At 73.3% G+C, this 14,578-nt stretch carries 14 protein-coding genes; 9 read left to right on the top strand and 5 right to left on the bottom strand.

The window, feature by feature from the left end:
• Positions 1–56 precede the first annotated feature (56 nt).
• The 3 genes from ACWCPI_RS34100 to ACWCPI_RS34090 all read left to right on the top strand — a co-directional run bounded on the left by ACWCPI_RS34100 (position 57) and on the right by ACWCPI_RS34090 (position 4,742).
• A complete protein-coding gene (locus tag ACWCPI_RS34100) occupies positions 57–2,759 on the top strand; it encodes a thioester reductase domain-containing protein (RefSeq protein ID WP_451041822.1) in 2,703 nt (900 codons plus the stop codon).
• On the top strand, positions 2,756–3,895 hold the full coding sequence (locus ACWCPI_RS34095; RefSeq protein WP_451041821.1) for an alpha/beta hydrolase: 1,140 nt from the start codon (positions 2,756–2,758) through the stop codon (positions 3,893–3,895). Before ACWCPI_RS34100 ends, ACWCPI_RS34095 begins: the two co-directional genes overlap by 4 nt.
• Before the next feature lie 67 nt (positions 3,896–3,962).
• Positions 3,963–4,742, top strand: a complete 780-nt coding sequence (locus tag ACWCPI_RS34090; RefSeq protein ID WP_451041820.1) for an alpha/beta fold hydrolase — start codon at positions 3,963–3,965, stop codon at positions 4,740–4,742.
• Positions 4,743–4,765: 23 nt separating this feature from the next.
• Here the strand turns inward: ACWCPI_RS34090 and ACWCPI_RS34085 are convergent, their stop codons facing one another.
• The gene (locus tag ACWCPI_RS34085; protein WP_451041819.1) at positions 4,766–5,467 is read right to left on the bottom strand and encodes a lipoprotein; all 702 of its coding nucleotides are present in this window, start codon (positions 5,465–5,467) and stop codon (positions 4,766–4,768) included.
• 106 nt (positions 5,468–5,573) lie between these two features.
• Here ACWCPI_RS34085 and ACWCPI_RS34080 point away from each other — a divergent pair, with 106 nt between their 5' ends.
• Positions 5,574–6,362, top strand: a complete 789-nt coding sequence (locus ACWCPI_RS34080; RefSeq protein ID WP_451041818.1) for a maleylpyruvate isomerase family mycothiol-dependent enzyme — start codon at positions 5,574–5,576, stop codon at positions 6,360–6,362.
• A 37-nt stretch (positions 6,363–6,399) separates the two neighbouring features.
• On the opposite strand, the gene ACWCPI_RS34075 is transcribed toward ACWCPI_RS34080, so the two are convergent.
• Positions 6,400–7,227, bottom strand: a complete 828-nt coding sequence (locus tag ACWCPI_RS34075; protein WP_451041817.1) for an NADPH-dependent F420 reductase — start codon at positions 7,225–7,227, stop codon at positions 6,400–6,402.
• Positions 7,228–7,241: 14 nt separating this feature from the next.
• Between ACWCPI_RS34075 and ACWCPI_RS34070 the strand changes: the two genes are divergently transcribed.
• Complete coding sequence (locus tag ACWCPI_RS34070) at positions 7,242–7,880, top strand: class I SAM-dependent methyltransferase (RefSeq protein ID WP_451041816.1); 639 nt, start codon at positions 7,242–7,244, stop codon at positions 7,878–7,880.
• A 26-nt stretch (positions 7,881–7,906) separates the two neighbouring features.
• Here ACWCPI_RS34070 and ACWCPI_RS34065 read toward each other — a convergent pair whose 3' ends face one another.
• Together ACWCPI_RS34065 and ACWCPI_RS34060 are read right to left on the bottom strand one after the other, a co-directional pair.
• Positions 7,907–9,493, bottom strand: coding sequence for a glycerol-3-phosphate dehydrogenase/oxidase (locus tag ACWCPI_RS34065; RefSeq protein WP_451041815.1), 1,587 nt, complete (start codon positions 9,491–9,493; stop codon positions 7,907–7,909).
• Complete coding sequence (locus tag ACWCPI_RS34060) at positions 9,490–10,089, bottom strand: TetR/AcrR family transcriptional regulator (RefSeq protein ID WP_388796266.1); 600 nt, start codon at positions 10,087–10,089, stop codon at positions 9,490–9,492. The genes ACWCPI_RS34065 and ACWCPI_RS34060 overlap by 4 nt, the downstream gene beginning before the upstream one ends.
• A 72-nt stretch (positions 10,090–10,161) precedes the next feature.
• Between ACWCPI_RS34060 and ACWCPI_RS34055 the strand changes: the two genes are divergently transcribed.
• Both ACWCPI_RS34055 and ACWCPI_RS34050 read left to right on the top strand, forming a co-directional pair.
• On the top strand, positions 10,162–11,760 hold the full coding sequence (locus ACWCPI_RS34055) for an FAD-binding oxidoreductase (RefSeq protein WP_451041814.1): 1,599 nt from the start codon (positions 10,162–10,164) through the stop codon (positions 11,758–11,760).
• Between the two features lie 140 nt (positions 11,761–11,900).
• Positions 11,901–12,782, top strand: coding sequence for a YegS/Rv2252/BmrU family lipid kinase (locus ACWCPI_RS34050; RefSeq protein WP_451041813.1), 882 nt, complete (start codon positions 11,901–11,903; stop codon positions 12,780–12,782).
• A gap of 63 nt (positions 12,783–12,845) precedes the next feature.
• Here the strand turns inward: ACWCPI_RS34050 and ACWCPI_RS34045 are convergent, their stop codons facing one another.
• A complete protein-coding gene (locus ACWCPI_RS34045; protein ID WP_451041812.1) occupies positions 12,846–13,211 on the bottom strand; it encodes a helix-turn-helix transcriptional regulator in 366 nt (121 codons plus the stop codon).
• A gap of 130 nt (positions 13,212–13,341) precedes the next feature.
• Here ACWCPI_RS34045 and ACWCPI_RS34040 point away from each other — a divergent pair, with 130 nt between their 5' ends.
• Both ACWCPI_RS34040 and ACWCPI_RS34035 read left to right on the top strand, forming a co-directional pair.
• A complete protein-coding gene (locus ACWCPI_RS34040; RefSeq protein WP_451041811.1) occupies positions 13,342–14,064 on the top strand; it encodes an anti-sigma factor antagonist in 723 nt (240 codons plus the stop codon).
• A gap of 58 nt (positions 14,065–14,122) precedes the next feature.
• Positions 14,123–14,575, top strand: a complete 453-nt coding sequence (locus ACWCPI_RS34035; RefSeq protein WP_388796279.1) for a flavodoxin family protein — start codon at positions 14,123–14,125, stop codon at positions 14,573–14,575.
• Positions 14,576–14,578: the final 3 nt, after the last annotated feature.

Below are 14,578 nucleotides of genomic sequence, written 5' to 3'. Positions count from 1 at the left end.
GGGGGCCGTCCGGACAGCATCGACGAAGGGGCAGGGCAACACCGTGAAGGGCTCTCATGCGTGAGATGAACGACAACGCGGCACCAGCCGCCGACCAGCGCTTCGTCGCCGAGGCGATAGAGCGGGGTGGCGGCGGCCTGACCGTGACCGACCTGCTGGCCAAGGTGACGGGATCGGCGGAGCCGCCGTCCACGCGGCCGGAGTGCGCGGTGGCGCCCCCCGCCGACGGGACCGGATTCAGCACGCCCTCGACCGCCGGGCCCGCCGGCGTGCCTCCGTCCGATGACGTGGACGCACTCGCCGCCGCCGTCGCCGAGGTGGCGTCCCGGTACGTCCCGTCAGGGCACTTGGCGCCCGACGCCGACTTCTTCGACGCCGGCGGCACCTCCGTCGGGGCGGTGGAACTGCTCGCGGCCCTTGAGGACGACCTGGGCATGGAGATCGACCTGGACGAGGTGTTCGCCGACGCCAGGCCGGTCAACCTCGCCAGGCGAGGGCTGGAGAGCGCACGGGCCACAGCCGTCGCACCCACGACACCGGCTCCGCACGCGAGCAGCGCCCCGGCCGACCGACCGGCCCCGCCGGGGACCAGTGCCCCGGGTGTCTCGTCGGTTGCGTCCGTGGTGGCCGGCCCGGCCGGCTCGTCGGGTCCGGCGGTGTCGGCCGCGCCCGGCGCACGGCCGGCTCCGTCGGGGACCGGCGCCCCGGGAGCCACCTCGGTGCCGTCCGCCGTCGTCGGCCCGGCTGCCATCCCGGTTCCGTCCGCCGTCGTCGGCCCGGCTGCCACGCCGGTTCCGGCGGTTCCGGCCACGCCCACCACACGGCCGACCCCGGTAGCGGCCACCGTCCCGGCCCTCCCCCCGACCTCCGCCCGGGCGACCACTCCGGCCGCCGCCCTCCCCTCGCACACCGCGGCCCGCCCCGAAGACCTCACCCGGATCCTCGCCGACCTGGCCCTCGCCGACCGCCTCCCCTTCATCGCCTCGCCCGAACCACTGCCGCCCCGCCGCGTCCTGCTGACCGGAGCCACCGGCTTCCTCGGCAGCCACATGCTCCTGGACCTGCTGCGCCACAGCGACGCCCATGTCCACTGCCTGGTCCGCGCCGCCGACGAGGAGGCGGCCGTCGCCCGGCTCGGCGAGGCGCTCAAGAGCTATGCGCTGCCGTGGTCCTCCGAGGTCCGCCGCCGCATCACCGTGCTTCCCGGCGACATCCGCCACCCGCGCCTGGGCCTGGCCGAGGACGTCTGGCACACCCTCGCCCACGAGCTGGACAGCGTCGTCGGCGTCGCGGCGGCCGTGGACTTCCTGCGCGGCTACCAGTCGCTGCGGGCCGGCAACGTCCTCGGCGCCCTCACCCTCGCCGAACTCGCCGCGACCGGCCGCCCCAAGCCGCTGCACCACATCTCCTCCATCGCCGTCTTCAACGAGGTCGGCATCCCCTCCATGGGCGAGGACGACCCGCTCGCCCACGTCGACCGCCTCGTCGCCGGCTACGACCAGACCAAGTGGACAGCCGAAGTGGCCCTGCGCCGCGCCCGTGACCACGGCCTGGTCGTCACGGCCCTGCGCCCCGGCGGCATCGGCGGCCACACCAGAACCGGCGCCTACAACCCCCAGGACCTCAGCAGCGGCCTCATCTCGGCCTTCGGCCGGTTCCGTACCGTCCCCGCGTTCCGCCACCTCAACGCCGCCCCCGTCGACTGGGTCAGCCGCGTCGCGGTCGCCGCCGTCTGCGAACCGGACGCCTGGGGCTTCGACTACAACCTCACCGGCGTCCCCAACACCCTCGACGACGTCGTACAGGACATGGCCCTCGGCGGGATGCATGTGCGCGTGCAGGGCTGGGACGAGTGGCGCGCCGACACCCTGGCCCGCCTCCAGGCCGACCCGGTCCCCGAACTCGCCTTCCTCACCCGTGTGTTGCACAGCCCCACCGCGCTGAAACTGTGCGAGGCGACCCTCACGGGCCCGGCCGCCACGTCCGACCGCACCACCGCCCTGGTCGAGGCCCTCGGCCTGCCGCCGGCCTCCCGCTACGACGCCCGCGCCCAGCTGAAGACCTTCGAACGCCTCGCCCAGGACGGTCTCGCCCGCCTCCCGGACAAGGAGGACCAGCCCTACCTGTGGTTCGCGGAGACCACCGAAGGCAGCGTCGGTCCCGTAGGTGCCGACGCGGCTCCCGGCGCCCCGGCCACGCCCTGCTCGATGTCCCTCACCCTCTCCATCGCGAGCATGCACCAGCTGGTGACGGACCGTCGCGTCGACGTCCGCGGTGAACTCACCTGTCCCGCCCTGCACCCCGAGCCGCTGAGCGTGGAGCGCGGCGACATCTGGATCCGCCCCGAGGAGGGCATCCCGCACCAGCACGGCCTGCGCCACCCGCTGCTGCGCTACCGCCTCCACCTGACCGACCGCGACGGAGGCCGCTGGTGGCTGGAGGGCCACAAGTACGCCCGCGCCCGCCGCGACGTCTGGCGCCAGACCCGCGCCCTGACCGTGGAACTGGGCAGGGAGGGCGAACCGGCGACCCTGGCCGGTGAGGTCGTCGTCCCCGCCGACTCCTATGTGCGCGACCAGATCGACGGCATCAAGGTCGACCCGCGGCTGACCGGCCGGGAGAAGCGCGCCGCGAAGCTGACCTGGCTCGCCTGGTTCGGCCTGGAGATGGGCCGCGGCCTGCTCGGCCCCTTCGCCCGGGCCGCCGCGGACCTCCTCGACCTGCGCCGCACCCCCACCCCCACGGAGCCCCGCCGATGATCTTCCGCACGACGAACCCCGCAACCACCCGGCCGACCCTGCGCAGGGTCAGGACCACCACGGCTCTGCGCCCGCTGCACCACCGCCTCGACCCGGCGACGGTCGAGGAGATCCCGTTCCACGCCCCCGACGGCGTACGCCTCGGCCTGACCCGTATCGCCACCGGCGACGACGACCGCCCCGCCGTCCTGCTCCTGCACGGGCACACCGCCTCCGCCGACATGTTCCTGCTGCCCGAGACCCGCAACCTGGTCGACGTGCTCCTGGACGACGGGTACGAGCCCTGGCTGCTCGACTGGCGAGGCAGCTGCCGACTCCCGTACAACGAGACGGGCCGCCGTTACACCTACGACGACGTCGCCCTCCACGACATCCCCGGAGCCGTCCGCCACATCCGCGAGCGCATCGGCGACCGCCCCCTGTTCGTGGTCGCCCACTGCATAGGCTCCCTCGCCCTCTCCCTGAGCATGACGGCGGGCCTGGTCCCAGGACTGGCCGGTGTGGTGTCCCAGGGCGTGTTCCTGACCCCGCGACTCGCGGGGCGCACCTCCCTGCGGATGACCCTGGCGGGCGAGCTCCTGAAGTCCCGTATCGACCACATCCCGGTCGACATCCGCAAGGTCGGCCTGTGGTCCAGGTACACCCCGCTGTTCGCCCTGGCCTCCCGCAAGGCGACCTGCCCGGACCCCACCTGCCAGATCCTGCACAACTCGGCCTGGGGGACCGGAGCCTGCCTCTTCGTCCACGAGCATCTGACCGAGACCACCCACGACCGGCTCGCCGAACTCCTCGGCCCGGCCCCGCTGTGGATCCTGCCGCACCTGCGCCGCATCGAACTGGCCCGCACCGTGGTGCGCTGGCACGACACCGACCGGCGCTACCAGGCGCTCCCGCAGAACGCCCTGGACGCGGCGGCCCGCATCGACACCCCGGTCCTGCTCCTCGCGGGCAGCGAGAACGGCCTGTGGCTGGACTCCCAGAAGCTCTGCCACGACGTCCTCGCCCGCCGCCAACCCCAACTGGACGTCGGATACACCGAGATCCCCGGCTACGGCCACCTCGACACGTTCCTCGGCAGGGGAGCGGCCCTCGACGTGTTCGGCCACATCCTCGACTTCCTGGGGGAACGCCGGTGACGGAGGTCGGCACGGCCGGATACCGTACCGATCAGTAACCCGTATGCGCACCCCCAGGAGGCCCCTCATGCCGCAGCTCGAAGTCGACGGCGCCACGCTGACGTACGACGACGAGGGTCCCCGCGACGGCGGAGGCGTGCCCCTGGTGTTCGTCCACGGCTGGACGGCGAACCGGCATCGCTGGGACCACCAGATGGCGCACTTCGCCCAGCAGCGGCGGGTCGTCCGCCTCGACCTGCGCGGGCACGGCGAGAGCACGGGATCGGGAGCACGGGCGATCGACGACCTGGCAAGAGACGTCCTCACCCTGCTCGACCACCTGGGGATCGAGCGGTTCGCGATCATCGGCCACTCGATGGGCGGCATGATCGCCCAGACCGTCGCGCTCGCCCACCCGGAGCGGGTCGAGCGCATGGTGCTGGTGAACTCCATCGGCAGGATGGCCTACAACCGGGGTCGCGCCCTGCTGATGGCCGCCTCGACGCTGGCCCCCTTCAAACTGTTCGTCGCCGCCAACATCCAGCGTGCCTTCGCGCCCGGCTACCCCCGCGAGGAGATCCGCGAGTACATCCGCGCCTCGGCCGACACCCCTCGCGAGGTCGTCATGACGCTCTACGGCGCCATGCGTGCCTTCGACGTCCTGGACAAGGTCGGCGACATCCGGACGCCCACCCTGATGGTGCACGGCTACCACGACATCCAGCTGCCCGTCGCCCAGATGCTGCGCATGGCCAAGGCCTATCCGGACGCGGTGATCCGCATCCTGGACGCCGGCCACGAACTGCCCGTGGAGAAGCCGGCCGAACTGACGACGGCACTCGACCGGTTCCTCACCGGCCCCGCGTAGGCAGGATCCGCCCGAACCGTGGCTCAGACGGCGCGCAGGGTCCGCTTGGCCAGTTCGTACGCCGGCAGCATCGCCCGGTGCTCCTCGGTGTCCATCCCGCCGAGGTGTATGACGACCGGACCCCGCTCGGTGACGACGGCCACGGCGGCCTCTTCCTTCGTCTCCTCCAGGAGCTCGCTCGTGTGGAGGTACCTCACCTCGGCGCCGGCGAGGCCGCCCGCCTCGAACGAGCTGTACTCGGCCTTGCTGGTGCCGTCCTGCGCGCCGACGAAGGCCTTCAGGACGGCGCGGGCGTCGTCGTCACCCCGCTCGCCCGTCCAGACGCGCAAGAAGCCGATGTTCCCCGCCGGCTTGGCGTCCACCTCGCAGGCCGCCGTGACCGGTCCCTGACGCAGCAGCGCGTCGGCGATCTCCTGCGCCCGCTCGCCCTCGGGCTCGGCCGAGCCGTCGCCGTCCGCCTTCTCCGGCCCGGCGTCGATGGCCTCCGCCTCCCAGTGCTCGGCGATGTCGAAGGCGACCGGAAGCTCGCAGGCCGATCCGGCGGCGCCGACGGTGCCGCCCCTCTTCACCGCCGTACCGCCGCCGGCAGCCGCCTCGGTCGCCCGGGAAGCGCTCCCCGACGGCTTCGCCTCGTCCTCGGCCGTCCCCGAACAGCCCGTCAGCACCACGGCCACCAAAGCGGCCTGGGCCACTGCGCGCCGTACCCGACCCGCCCCCATCGGCATCGCTCACTCCCCACCCTGATCCCGTTCCCCTGATCTTGCTCAGGCGGCACACAGTATCCGAGACCACTGACAAAACGAGGCCCCGCGTCTGCGGCATCATGAGGCGATGACCTCGCTGACCTTCGAGCGCTGCTGCGACGAGATCGTCTCCCAGACCGAGCTGCTCACGGCCCATGTGCGGGGCGCCGACATGACCGCCCCGGTGCGTTCCTGCCCCGGCTGGGACCTCGGCCGGCTGCTGCGGCACGTGGGCGGCGACCACCGCTGGTCCGAGGAGGTCGTGCGGACCCGGGCCACCGGGCCGGTCCCCGGCGGCCTGGTGGACGACGTACCCGCCCGTCCGCATGAGGACGAGTCGTTCCTGGTGCCCTGGCTCGTCGAAGGAGCCAAGGCCCTCAGCGTCGCCCTGCGCGCCGCGGGGCCCGGCGCGCAGGCGTGGAACCCTTCCGTGGACCGGCCCGCCGCGGTGGCGTTCTGGGCCCGCCGCATGACGCACGAGACCCTCGTCCACCGAGCCGACGCGGCCGAAGCGGCCGGTGCGCGCTTCGCCGTGGAGACCGATCTCGCCGTGGACGCGGTCGAGGAGTGGCTGGAGTACTCGACCTTCCCCGAGGCTCACGAGCCCCGGCCGGACCTGCCCGGCCTGCTCGCCCCCGGCCGCACCCTCCGTTTCCACGCGACCGACGCCGGGAACTGGCTCGTCGACCTCACCGGCGAGCGCCCCGCCTGGCGTCGGGTCGCGGACGAGGCGCCCGCCGGCGCGGCCGTCCGGGGCCCGGTGAAGGACCTGCTCCTGTACTGCTACCGGCGACCCGCGCCGGCCGTCGAGACACAGGGGGACGAGGGCCTGCTCGACCTCTGGCGGACCCGTGCGGGCTTCTGGCTGGAGGCCTGACCTTCGACGGGTCGCGGCCGTCCACCACCGTCGGCGGCTAGGCGGTCACCACCTTGATGTTGAACGTGTGGCCGCCCAGCCCGCCCGCGATCCCCATGAAGAGCAGCGCGAAGTGCTCCTGCCCGCGCGCGGTGGTGATGCCGCCGATGTCCAGCTGGGACGACGGGGGCCAGCCGAGGTCGGTGAGGAGCCGGCCGGTGGTCCGCTTGGCCTCCGGGTCGTCACCGGAGAGGAAGACGGTGCTGGGGCCGTCGAGATGCTGCGGGGCGATCATCACGGTGGAGTCCATCGTGCACAGCGTCTTGACGACGGGGGTCTGCGGAAACGCCTCCTGGATCTGTTCGCCCAGGCTGCTGTTGGGGTGCGAGAGCTCGGCGTAGTCGTCGGAGAGACCCACCCCGACGTCGATCAGCAGCGTGCCGGCCAGCGCCGGGGCTCCGATGGAGCGCAACAGCTCGACCGAGACGGTGCCCGGCGTGGCGTTGACCAGCACCTCCGCGTGATCCGCCGTCTCCCGCAGACCCGCCACGGGGAGTTCGAGGTCCGTCCGCTCCTTCGGACGGCGTGAGCCGAGGAGTACGTCGTGTCCCGCGGCACTCCAGCCCTGGGCCAGTGCTCGTGCGACATTTCCGGTGCCGAGAAGTCCTATACGCATGCCTGTGACGCTAGCCGTGCGCGGGGCGGGGCGAATCGGACCGCAGGCCCAAGGGGACCGGCTCCGAGGTCGTAGGACCGTGGTCCCACGCCGCCCGCTGTTTGCCGAAACGGCAAGGCTGATTGCCTCGACCGGGCCCCGCTCGCAGGCTCTTGAGCATGGACCGCGCGGCCCCGCGCCCGCCCGGTTCCTTCCCACGACCCCCAGCATCCGGGAGGCACCACATGACCGAGAGCTCCGCCCTGAAGGCGGCCGACTTCTGGGAGACCCGCTACCGGGACGGCGGCCGCCTCTGGAGCGGTCGCCCCAACGCGCTGCTGGTGCGCGAGGCCGGGGACCTCGCCCCGGGCAGCGCCCTCGACCTCGGATGCGGAGAGGGCGCCGACGCGGTGTGGCTCGCCTCGCGGGGCTGGCGGGTCACCGGCGTCGACATCTCGTACACGGCCCTGGAACGCGCTGCCCTGCACGCCGCCGAGGCCGGCGTCGGCGAGCGTACGGCCTGGGAACGGCACGTACTGGGCGAGTCGTTCCCCGAGGGCTCCTACGACCTGGTGAACGTGCAGTATCTGCAGTCGCCGGTCCCCCTGGACCAGCAGCGCGTCCTGCGGCAGGCCGCGGCCGCGGTCGCGGTGGGCGGCACGCTGCTGATCGTCCTGCACGCCGACTGGCCGTCCTGGCAGACCGAGCCGCCCTTCGAGGCGACGTTCCCGACGCCGCACAGCGCCCTCGACGAACTCGCGCTGCCGAAGCCGCGGTGGAGCCTGGAGATGCTGGACACGGTGCGCCGGGTGAGCGTGTCACCCGAGGGCGCGGAGGGGCACCGCAACGACCACGTGTGGCGGTTGCGGCGCACCGACGCCTGACACGCAGATCCGTCCCGTGCGCCCCGTCACCCCTGCGGCGCCCACGCCTCCCCGAGCGCCTCCCGTGCCGCACCCACCGCCGCCTCGCGGTCGGCCGGCACCAGCCCGATGCGGGTACGCCGGTCGAGCACGTCGGCCTCGTCCAGGGCCCCTTCGTGCCGTACGGCCCACAGCAGTTCGGCGCCGGTCACGGGGTGTCCCGGCAGGACCGGTTCGCCCAGCCGGGGATCCCGCGCGGCGAGTTCCTGGACGGCCGCCGCCTCGACGCCGTAGCGCCGGACCAGGCGGCGGGGCGCCCGGACGGCGCCGAGCGCGGCGGGTGACGCGGCGCCGGCCAGGGGGAGGGAGGCCGTGGGGGAGGGGCCGGCGGTGAGCCGGCGGGCGGTGACGGCGGCGTCCACCGCGTCCTCGGCCATGCGCCGGTAGGTGGTCAGCTTGCCGCCGACCACGGTGATCACGCCCTCCGGCGAGGTGAGGACCGCGTGCCGACGGGAGATGTCGGCGGTCCTGGGGGAAGCGCCGGACCCGTCGGCCGGGGTGGTGTCGAGCAGGGGGCGCAGTCCGGCGAACGCCCCGACGACGTCGTCGCGTCGGACGGGGGCGTCCAGGACGGAGCCGAGGACGTCGAGCAGGAAGCCGATGTCCGTCTCGGGCACCTCGGGGACGTCGGGGATGTCGCCCTCGACGGGCTCGTCGGTGAGCCCGACGTAGACCCGGCCGTCGCCCTGGGGCAGGACGAGGACGAAGCGGTTGGTCTCCCCGGGGACCGGCACGTGCAGTCCGGCCGGCAGGGGGCCGAGGTGGTCGGAGCGCAGCACGAGGTGGGTGCCGCGCGAGGGCCGGATCCGGATGCCGTCCACCAGGCCGCCGGCCCAGACGCCGGAGGCGTTGATCACCGCCCGTGCCCTGATCTCGCCCTCCTCGCCGGTGAGTTCGTCGCGGATGTGGGCGCCGGTGCCGGTCAGCCGCAGGGCCCTGACCCGGGTCAGGATCCGTGCCCCGCGGGCGGCGGCGGTGCGGGCGATCGCGGTCACCAGCCGGGCGTCGTCGGTGAGGCGGCCGTCCCAGGACAGCAGGCCGCCGCGCAGCCCTTGGGTGCGCAGGCCCGGAGCCAGGTGCCGGGTCTCCACCGTGGAGAGGCGGCGCGGGGCCGGCAGGGTGGCGCGCGCCGTGCGGGCCGCGAGGCGCAGGGTGTCGCCGGCCCGGAAGCCGGCCCAGGCCAGGGCCGCCTGCCCGCGGGAGACCAAGGGCGTCAGCGGCAGCACGAAGGGCTGGGCCCGTACGAGATGGGGGGCCGTGCGCTCCATCAGCACACCGCGTTCGACGGCGCTCTCGTGGGCCACGTCGAGTTGCGCCGAGGCGAGATAGCGCAGGCCGCCGTGGATCAGCTTGCTGCTGAAGCGGGAGGTTCCGAACGCCAGGTCGTGGGCGTCGACGGCGACGACGGACAGCCCGCGGGCCGCGGCGTCCAGGGCCACCCCGGCGCCGGTCGCGCCGAGCCCGACGACCAGGACGTCCACGGCGGGACCACCGACGGACTCGGCCAGTTCACGTGAGCGCCGGGCGGCGCAGAGCGACGATCCGGGGGCCGGTGCGGAAGCGGTGGGGCTCATGGCGTCAGGGTCCTCTCCAGGATGCCGCGCAGTTCCGCGAGGAATGCCTCGCCGCTCAGCTCGGCGTCGTCCTCGTCGGTCATGGTGCGCAGGGACAGCGTGAAGGACTGCACGATCAGCAGCAGGGCCCGCGCCTGCCTGTCGACATGGCCGGCGCGCACCGATCCGTCGGCGTGCCCCTCGCGCAGGGCGTCGGCGAGCAGGGCGAGGAGGGCCTCCTGGCTCGCACCGCGGCGGTCGAGGACGTAGGGGAGGAGCAGTTCCGGATCGACGTCCACGATCTTCCGGAAGAGCGGGTGGGCGCGGAAGGACCTCGCCCCGGCCACCAGCCCCTCGACGATCAGGCCGCGGGTGTCCACGCCGGCACGTCGCTCGGGCATGGCCGCGGTGGCCACCGCGACCCACTCACGGGTCATCAGGTCGCCGACCAGCGAGCGCACATCGGGCCAGCGCCGGTACAGCGTCATGCGGGAGACACCCGCGCGGCGGGCCACGTCGGTCAGCGTCGTACGGCGGACACCGACGGCCAGGACGCAGTCGCGTACCGCGTCGAGCACGGCGTCGCCGTCCGAGTGGTTGTGACGAATAGGCGTCATGTGTCACAGTGTAACGCCTGCGAGGCCGTCCGGACACGGCATCGCCCGAATCGACCGGTGAGGACGACAGTCATGGACATGCTGTGGAGCGGCTGGGGCGACCCGGCCAAGGCGGCCCCGCTGCCCGAGACCGTGACCGGGCTGCTGCGCGACCTGCTCGGCGTCAAGCCGCGCACCGCCGGACCCGTCGCCCTGGAGGACATCGCCGTGGCCGGCTCGCGGCTCGAAGCGGCCGCGCACGAGGCGCTGTCCGAGGCCCTCGGCGGCGAGGAACACGTCCGTACCGACGCGGAGACCCGGATCCGCCACACACGCGGCAAGTCCACCCCCGACCTGCTGCGCATCCGTGACGGCGAGGTCGACGACATCCCCGCGGCCGTGGTGCTCCCCGCCGACCACGACGAGGTGCTCGCCGTGCTGCGCGCCTGCGCCGAACACGGCCTGCCCGTCGTCCCGTTCGGCGGCGGCACCTCCGTCGTGGGCGGCCTCGCCCCGGCCCGGCGCGACTCCTTCGTCGCCCTGGACCTGCGCCGCATGGACCAGTTGCTCGCTCTCGACCCGGTCTCACGCACCGCCACCCTGCAACCGGGACTGCGCGCGCCCCGGGCCGAGGCACTGCTGGCCGAACACGGCTTCACCCTCGGCCACTTCCCGCAGTCCTACGAGTGGGCCACCATCGGCGGCTTCGCCGCGACCCGCTCCAGCGGCCAGGCGTCCGCCGGCTACGGCCGCTTCGACGAGATGGTCCTCGGCCTGACCCTCGCCACGCCCGAGGGCACCATCGACACGGGCCGCGCACCGCGCTCGGCGGCCGGACCCGACCTGCGCCAGCTCCTGCTCGGCTCCGAAGGCGCGTTCGGCGTCATCACGTCCGTCACGGTGCGGATCCGGCCCGTCCCCGACACCCGCGTGTACGAGGGCTGGCGGTTCGCCTCCTTCGAGGAGGGCGCCGCCGCGCTGCGCCGCCTCGCCCAGGACGGGCCGCGCCCGACGGTGCTGCGGCTGTCCGACGAGACCGAGACGCTCATCGGCCTCGCCCAGCCCGACGCCATCGGCGGCGACGCGGCGGGGCTCCGGTCCGCGGGCTGCATGGCGATCGCCGGCTACGAAGGCACCGACGAGGACACCGCGTACCGCAGGGAGCGGGCCGCCGCCGTCCTGCGCGAGTGCGGCGGAACCCCGCTGGGCGAGGAACCGGGACAACGCTGGGCGCACGGCCGCTACTCGGCCCCCTACCTGCGGGACTCCCTGCTGGACGCCGGGGCGTTCGCCGAGACGCTGGAGACGGCGACGTTCTGGTCACGGGTGCCCGAACTGTACGCGTCCGTCCGTGACGCGCTCACCGGCACGCTCACCGAGGCGGGCACGCCACCCCTGGTCATGTGCCACATCTCCCACGTCTACGAGAACGGCGCCTCGCTGTACTTCACCGTCGTCTCCGCCCAGGGCGACGACCCGGTGCCGCACTGGGAGCGCGCCAAGCACGCCGCCAACGAGGCGATCCTCGCCGCGGGCGGCACCATCAGTCACCACCACGGCGTGGGCACCGACCACCGGGACTGGTACGTCCGCGAGGCCGGCCCCCTGGGCGTCGAGGCGCTGCGCGCCGTGAAGCGCCGACTCGACCCGGCGGGCCTGCTCAACCCCGGCGTCCTCCTGCCCCTCGACTGAGGACCCTCACCAGGCCCCTGAGGTCCCTGGGCCGCCCCGGGCACCCCCGACCCGGGCCACAGAGAACCCCCTCGTAGCCCCCATCCCCACACCCACCCCGCCTCCGGCAGCACCCTCCCATCGGCCCGAAAGGCACTGCGATGCGACAGTTCACCGCCATCGTCAACCCCACGGCGGGCGGATCCGCCTCAGCTGCCGCGCTGCTGACCGTGGCCCGGCCGCTGCGGGAGGCCGGGGCCGACCTGGAGACCGAGTACAGCCGCAGCCTGGAACACGCCCGGGAACTCGCCCGGGAGGCCGGAGAGCGGGGCCGGGTGGTGCTCGCGGTCGGCGGTGACGGGATGGCCGGCGGTATCGGCGGGGCCCTCAGCGGCACCGACGCCGTGCTCGGTCTCGTCCCGGCCGGCCGCGGCAACGACTTCGCGCGGGCGCTGGACCTCCCCGCCGACCCGACCGCCCTCGCACAGGTCCTGCTCCACCACGAACCCCGCGAGGTCGACACCATCGAGGTCGAGTCGGCCGTCCACCCCCGCACGGTGGTCCTCGGCAGCGTGTACGCGGGCGTGGACGCGCTCGCCAACCGCCACGCCAACAACGCCACCCTGCTGCGCGGTGCCGCCTCCTACTACGCCGGCGGTCTGCGGGCCGTCACCACCTGGCGCGCCGCCCGCTACCGGGTCACCGTCGACGGCGTGGAACACCCGCACACCGGCTACACGGTCGTCGCGGCCAACTCCGGCTACTACGGCTCCGGCCGCCTCATCGCGCCCGACGCCCGGGTGGACGACGGCCTGCTGGACGTGGTGATGATTCGCGAGGCTCCGCGCCGGCTCTTCTTCGCCCTGATGAACGACCTCAAGACGGGCGCCCATGTGCACCGCCCCCAGGTGACCATCCTGCGGGGCAGGGAGATCCGCATCGAGGCCGACCGCGAGGTGCCCTACGGCGCCGACGGTGAGGTCGAGGCGACCCTCCCGGTCACGGTCAGAGTCCTGCCAGGGGCGCTGCGCGTACTGAGCTGAGCCCGGACGGCGCGTGGAGCGCCGGCGGCAGGGCCTGCTGCCCCGCACCGCCGCCCGCTCGCCTCACCCGCCGTCCACCGGTGTCCGCGCACGCGCGGCCCTCAGCTGCTGCGGCGGGGTGTTGCGATCCGCCTCGGCCTGGACCAGCAGGGAGAGCAGCTCGGCCACCTTCAGTCCGGCTTCGGCCGGGTGGCGCAGTACCCTGCCGGGGTCGATGCGGTAGGTGTTGGTGCGTCCCTCGCGGGTGTGGCTCAGATAGCCGTCCCGCTCCAGGTCGGCGATGATTTTCTGGACGGCTCGTTCGGTGAGCCGGCAGTGCGCGGCGATGCTGCGAATACGGACGTTGGGGTTGTCGGCGATCGACGCCAGCACGCGGGCATGGTTGGTGAGGAACGTCCATCCGGTGTGCGGCTCAGGGACTCCGTCCATGCCCCAAGACTACGACTGAGTTTTCACGTATACAAAAACACGCACGGCATTTCATGTATCTGTTGACGTGTCCCGCGGTTCGGGTTCAGTCTGATGACGGAGACGGGGAGCGTCTGAGGGAGAGGCGGTCATGCCGGAGCTCACGTCCGTTGCACACGCCGCAGGGAGCGCCGCCGAGCGTGCGGACGCCGACCTCGAACCAGCGGTGAACGCACCGTGCCCACTGGTCACCACCCTCCACCTCGACGGCGACCGGGTCGTGGTGAAGGTGCGCGGGGAACTCGACCTCGACAACAGTGAGCGACTGCGAAACGTCCTGCGTGAAGCGTTGAGCCGCTCGGCCCGCGGTATCGATCTGGATCTGGCGGACGTCTCCTTCTGCGACTGCTCCACACTCGACGTCCTGCTCACCGTGCGCCGTCAGGCCCTGAAGCAGGCCAAGACGGTCACTGTCCACTCCACCGGTACGGTGGTCGACCGGCTGCTCGCCGTGACCGGGACACGGACGCTGTTCGCCCGCTGCGACCCGGACGGGGAGGGCGCCGGGCACCCGCACCCCCAGGACGCGAAGGTCACCGAGGAACTGCGCATCGAAGTCGCCCAGCTGCGGCGGGCCATGCAGACCCGGCCGACCATCGACCTGGCCCGGGGCATCCTGATGGCCTCGTTCCGGCTGAACTCCGACGAGGCGTGGACGGTGCTGGTCTCGGCCTCGCAGAACACCAACACCAAGCTGCACTCCCTGGCCGGCGAGCTGGTCACCGCGGTCAAGGGCGGCTCGATGCCCGACGAGATGCAGGAGTGTCTGTCCGCGGCGGTCGACAAGGTCACGTCCGCTGCCCCTGAGCGCTGAGGGCGACGCCCCGAGCGGCGGGGTTGCGTCGTGGAGGGCGCGACGGCAGGGTGCGGGTGTGCCCACCTTGCTGATCGTGCATCACACGCCCTCGCCCAACTGCCAGGCCATGCTCGAAGCCGTCGTCTCCGGAGCCACCGCGCCCGAGATCGAGGACGTCCAGGTCGTCCGGCGTCCCGCGCTGTCGGCCACGGCGTCCGACGTGCTCGACGCCGACGCCTACCTGCTCGGCACCCCGGCGAACCTCGGGTACGTGTCCGGCGCGCTCAAGCACTTCTTCGACCAGATCTACTACCCGTGCCTGGACGCGACGCAAGGCCGCCCCTTCGGCTACTACGTCCACGGCGGCAGCGATGTGACGGGAGCGGTACGGGCGATCGACTCCATCACGACGGGTCTGGGCTGGCGCCGCGCGGCGAAACCGGTGACCGTGACGGGCGAACCCGGCAAGGCCGACACCGAGGCGTGCTGGGAGCTCGGAGCCACGCTCGCGGCCGGCCTGATGGGCTGACCC

The organism is Streptomyces sp. NPDC001920, from assembly GCF_053594495.1.
Note: the sequence above shows the minus strand (reverse complement) of the source record. Positions and strands in the feature narration are given on the sequence as shown.

Coding starts and splice junctions, on each gene's coding strand:
- ACWCPI_RS34100 (WP_451041822.1), top strand. CDS start 57: ATGCGTGAGATGAACGACAACGCGGCACCAGCCGCCGACCAGCGCTTC.
- ACWCPI_RS34095 (WP_451041821.1), top strand. CDS start 2,756: ATGATCTTCCGCACGACGAACCCCGCAACCACCCGGCCGACCCTGCGC.
- ACWCPI_RS34090 (WP_451041820.1), top strand. CDS start 3,963: ATGCCGCAGCTCGAAGTCGACGGCGCCACGCTGACGTACGACGACGAG.
- ACWCPI_RS34085 (WP_451041819.1), bottom strand. CDS start 5,467: ATGCCGATGGGGGCGGGTCGGGTACGGCGCGCAGTGGCCCAGGCCGCT.
- ACWCPI_RS34080 (WP_451041818.1), top strand. CDS start 5,574: ATGACCTCGCTGACCTTCGAGCGCTGCTGCGACGAGATCGTCTCCCAG.
- ACWCPI_RS34075 (WP_451041817.1), bottom strand. CDS start 7,227: ATGCTGGGGGTCGTGGGAAGGAACCGGGCGGGCGCGGGGCCGCGCGGT.
- ACWCPI_RS34070 (WP_451041816.1), top strand. CDS start 7,242: ATGACCGAGAGCTCCGCCCTGAAGGCGGCCGACTTCTGGGAGACCCGC.
- ACWCPI_RS34065 (WP_451041815.1), bottom strand. CDS start 9,493: ATGAGCCCCACCGCTTCCGCACCGGCCCCCGGATCGTCGCTCTGCGCC.
- ACWCPI_RS34060 (WP_388796266.1), bottom strand. CDS start 10,089: ATGACGCCTATTCGTCACAACCACTCGGACGGCGACGCCGTGCTCGAC.
- ACWCPI_RS34055 (WP_451041814.1), top strand. CDS start 10,162: ATGGACATGCTGTGGAGCGGCTGGGGCGACCCGGCCAAGGCGGCCCCG.
- ACWCPI_RS34050 (WP_451041813.1), top strand. CDS start 11,901: ATGCGACAGTTCACCGCCATCGTCAACCCCACGGCGGGCGGATCCGCC.
- ACWCPI_RS34045 (WP_451041812.1), bottom strand. CDS start 13,211: ATGGACGGAGTCCCTGAGCCGCACACCGGATGGACGTTCCTCACCAAC.
- ACWCPI_RS34040 (WP_451041811.1), top strand. CDS start 13,342: ATGCCGGAGCTCACGTCCGTTGCACACGCCGCAGGGAGCGCCGCCGAG.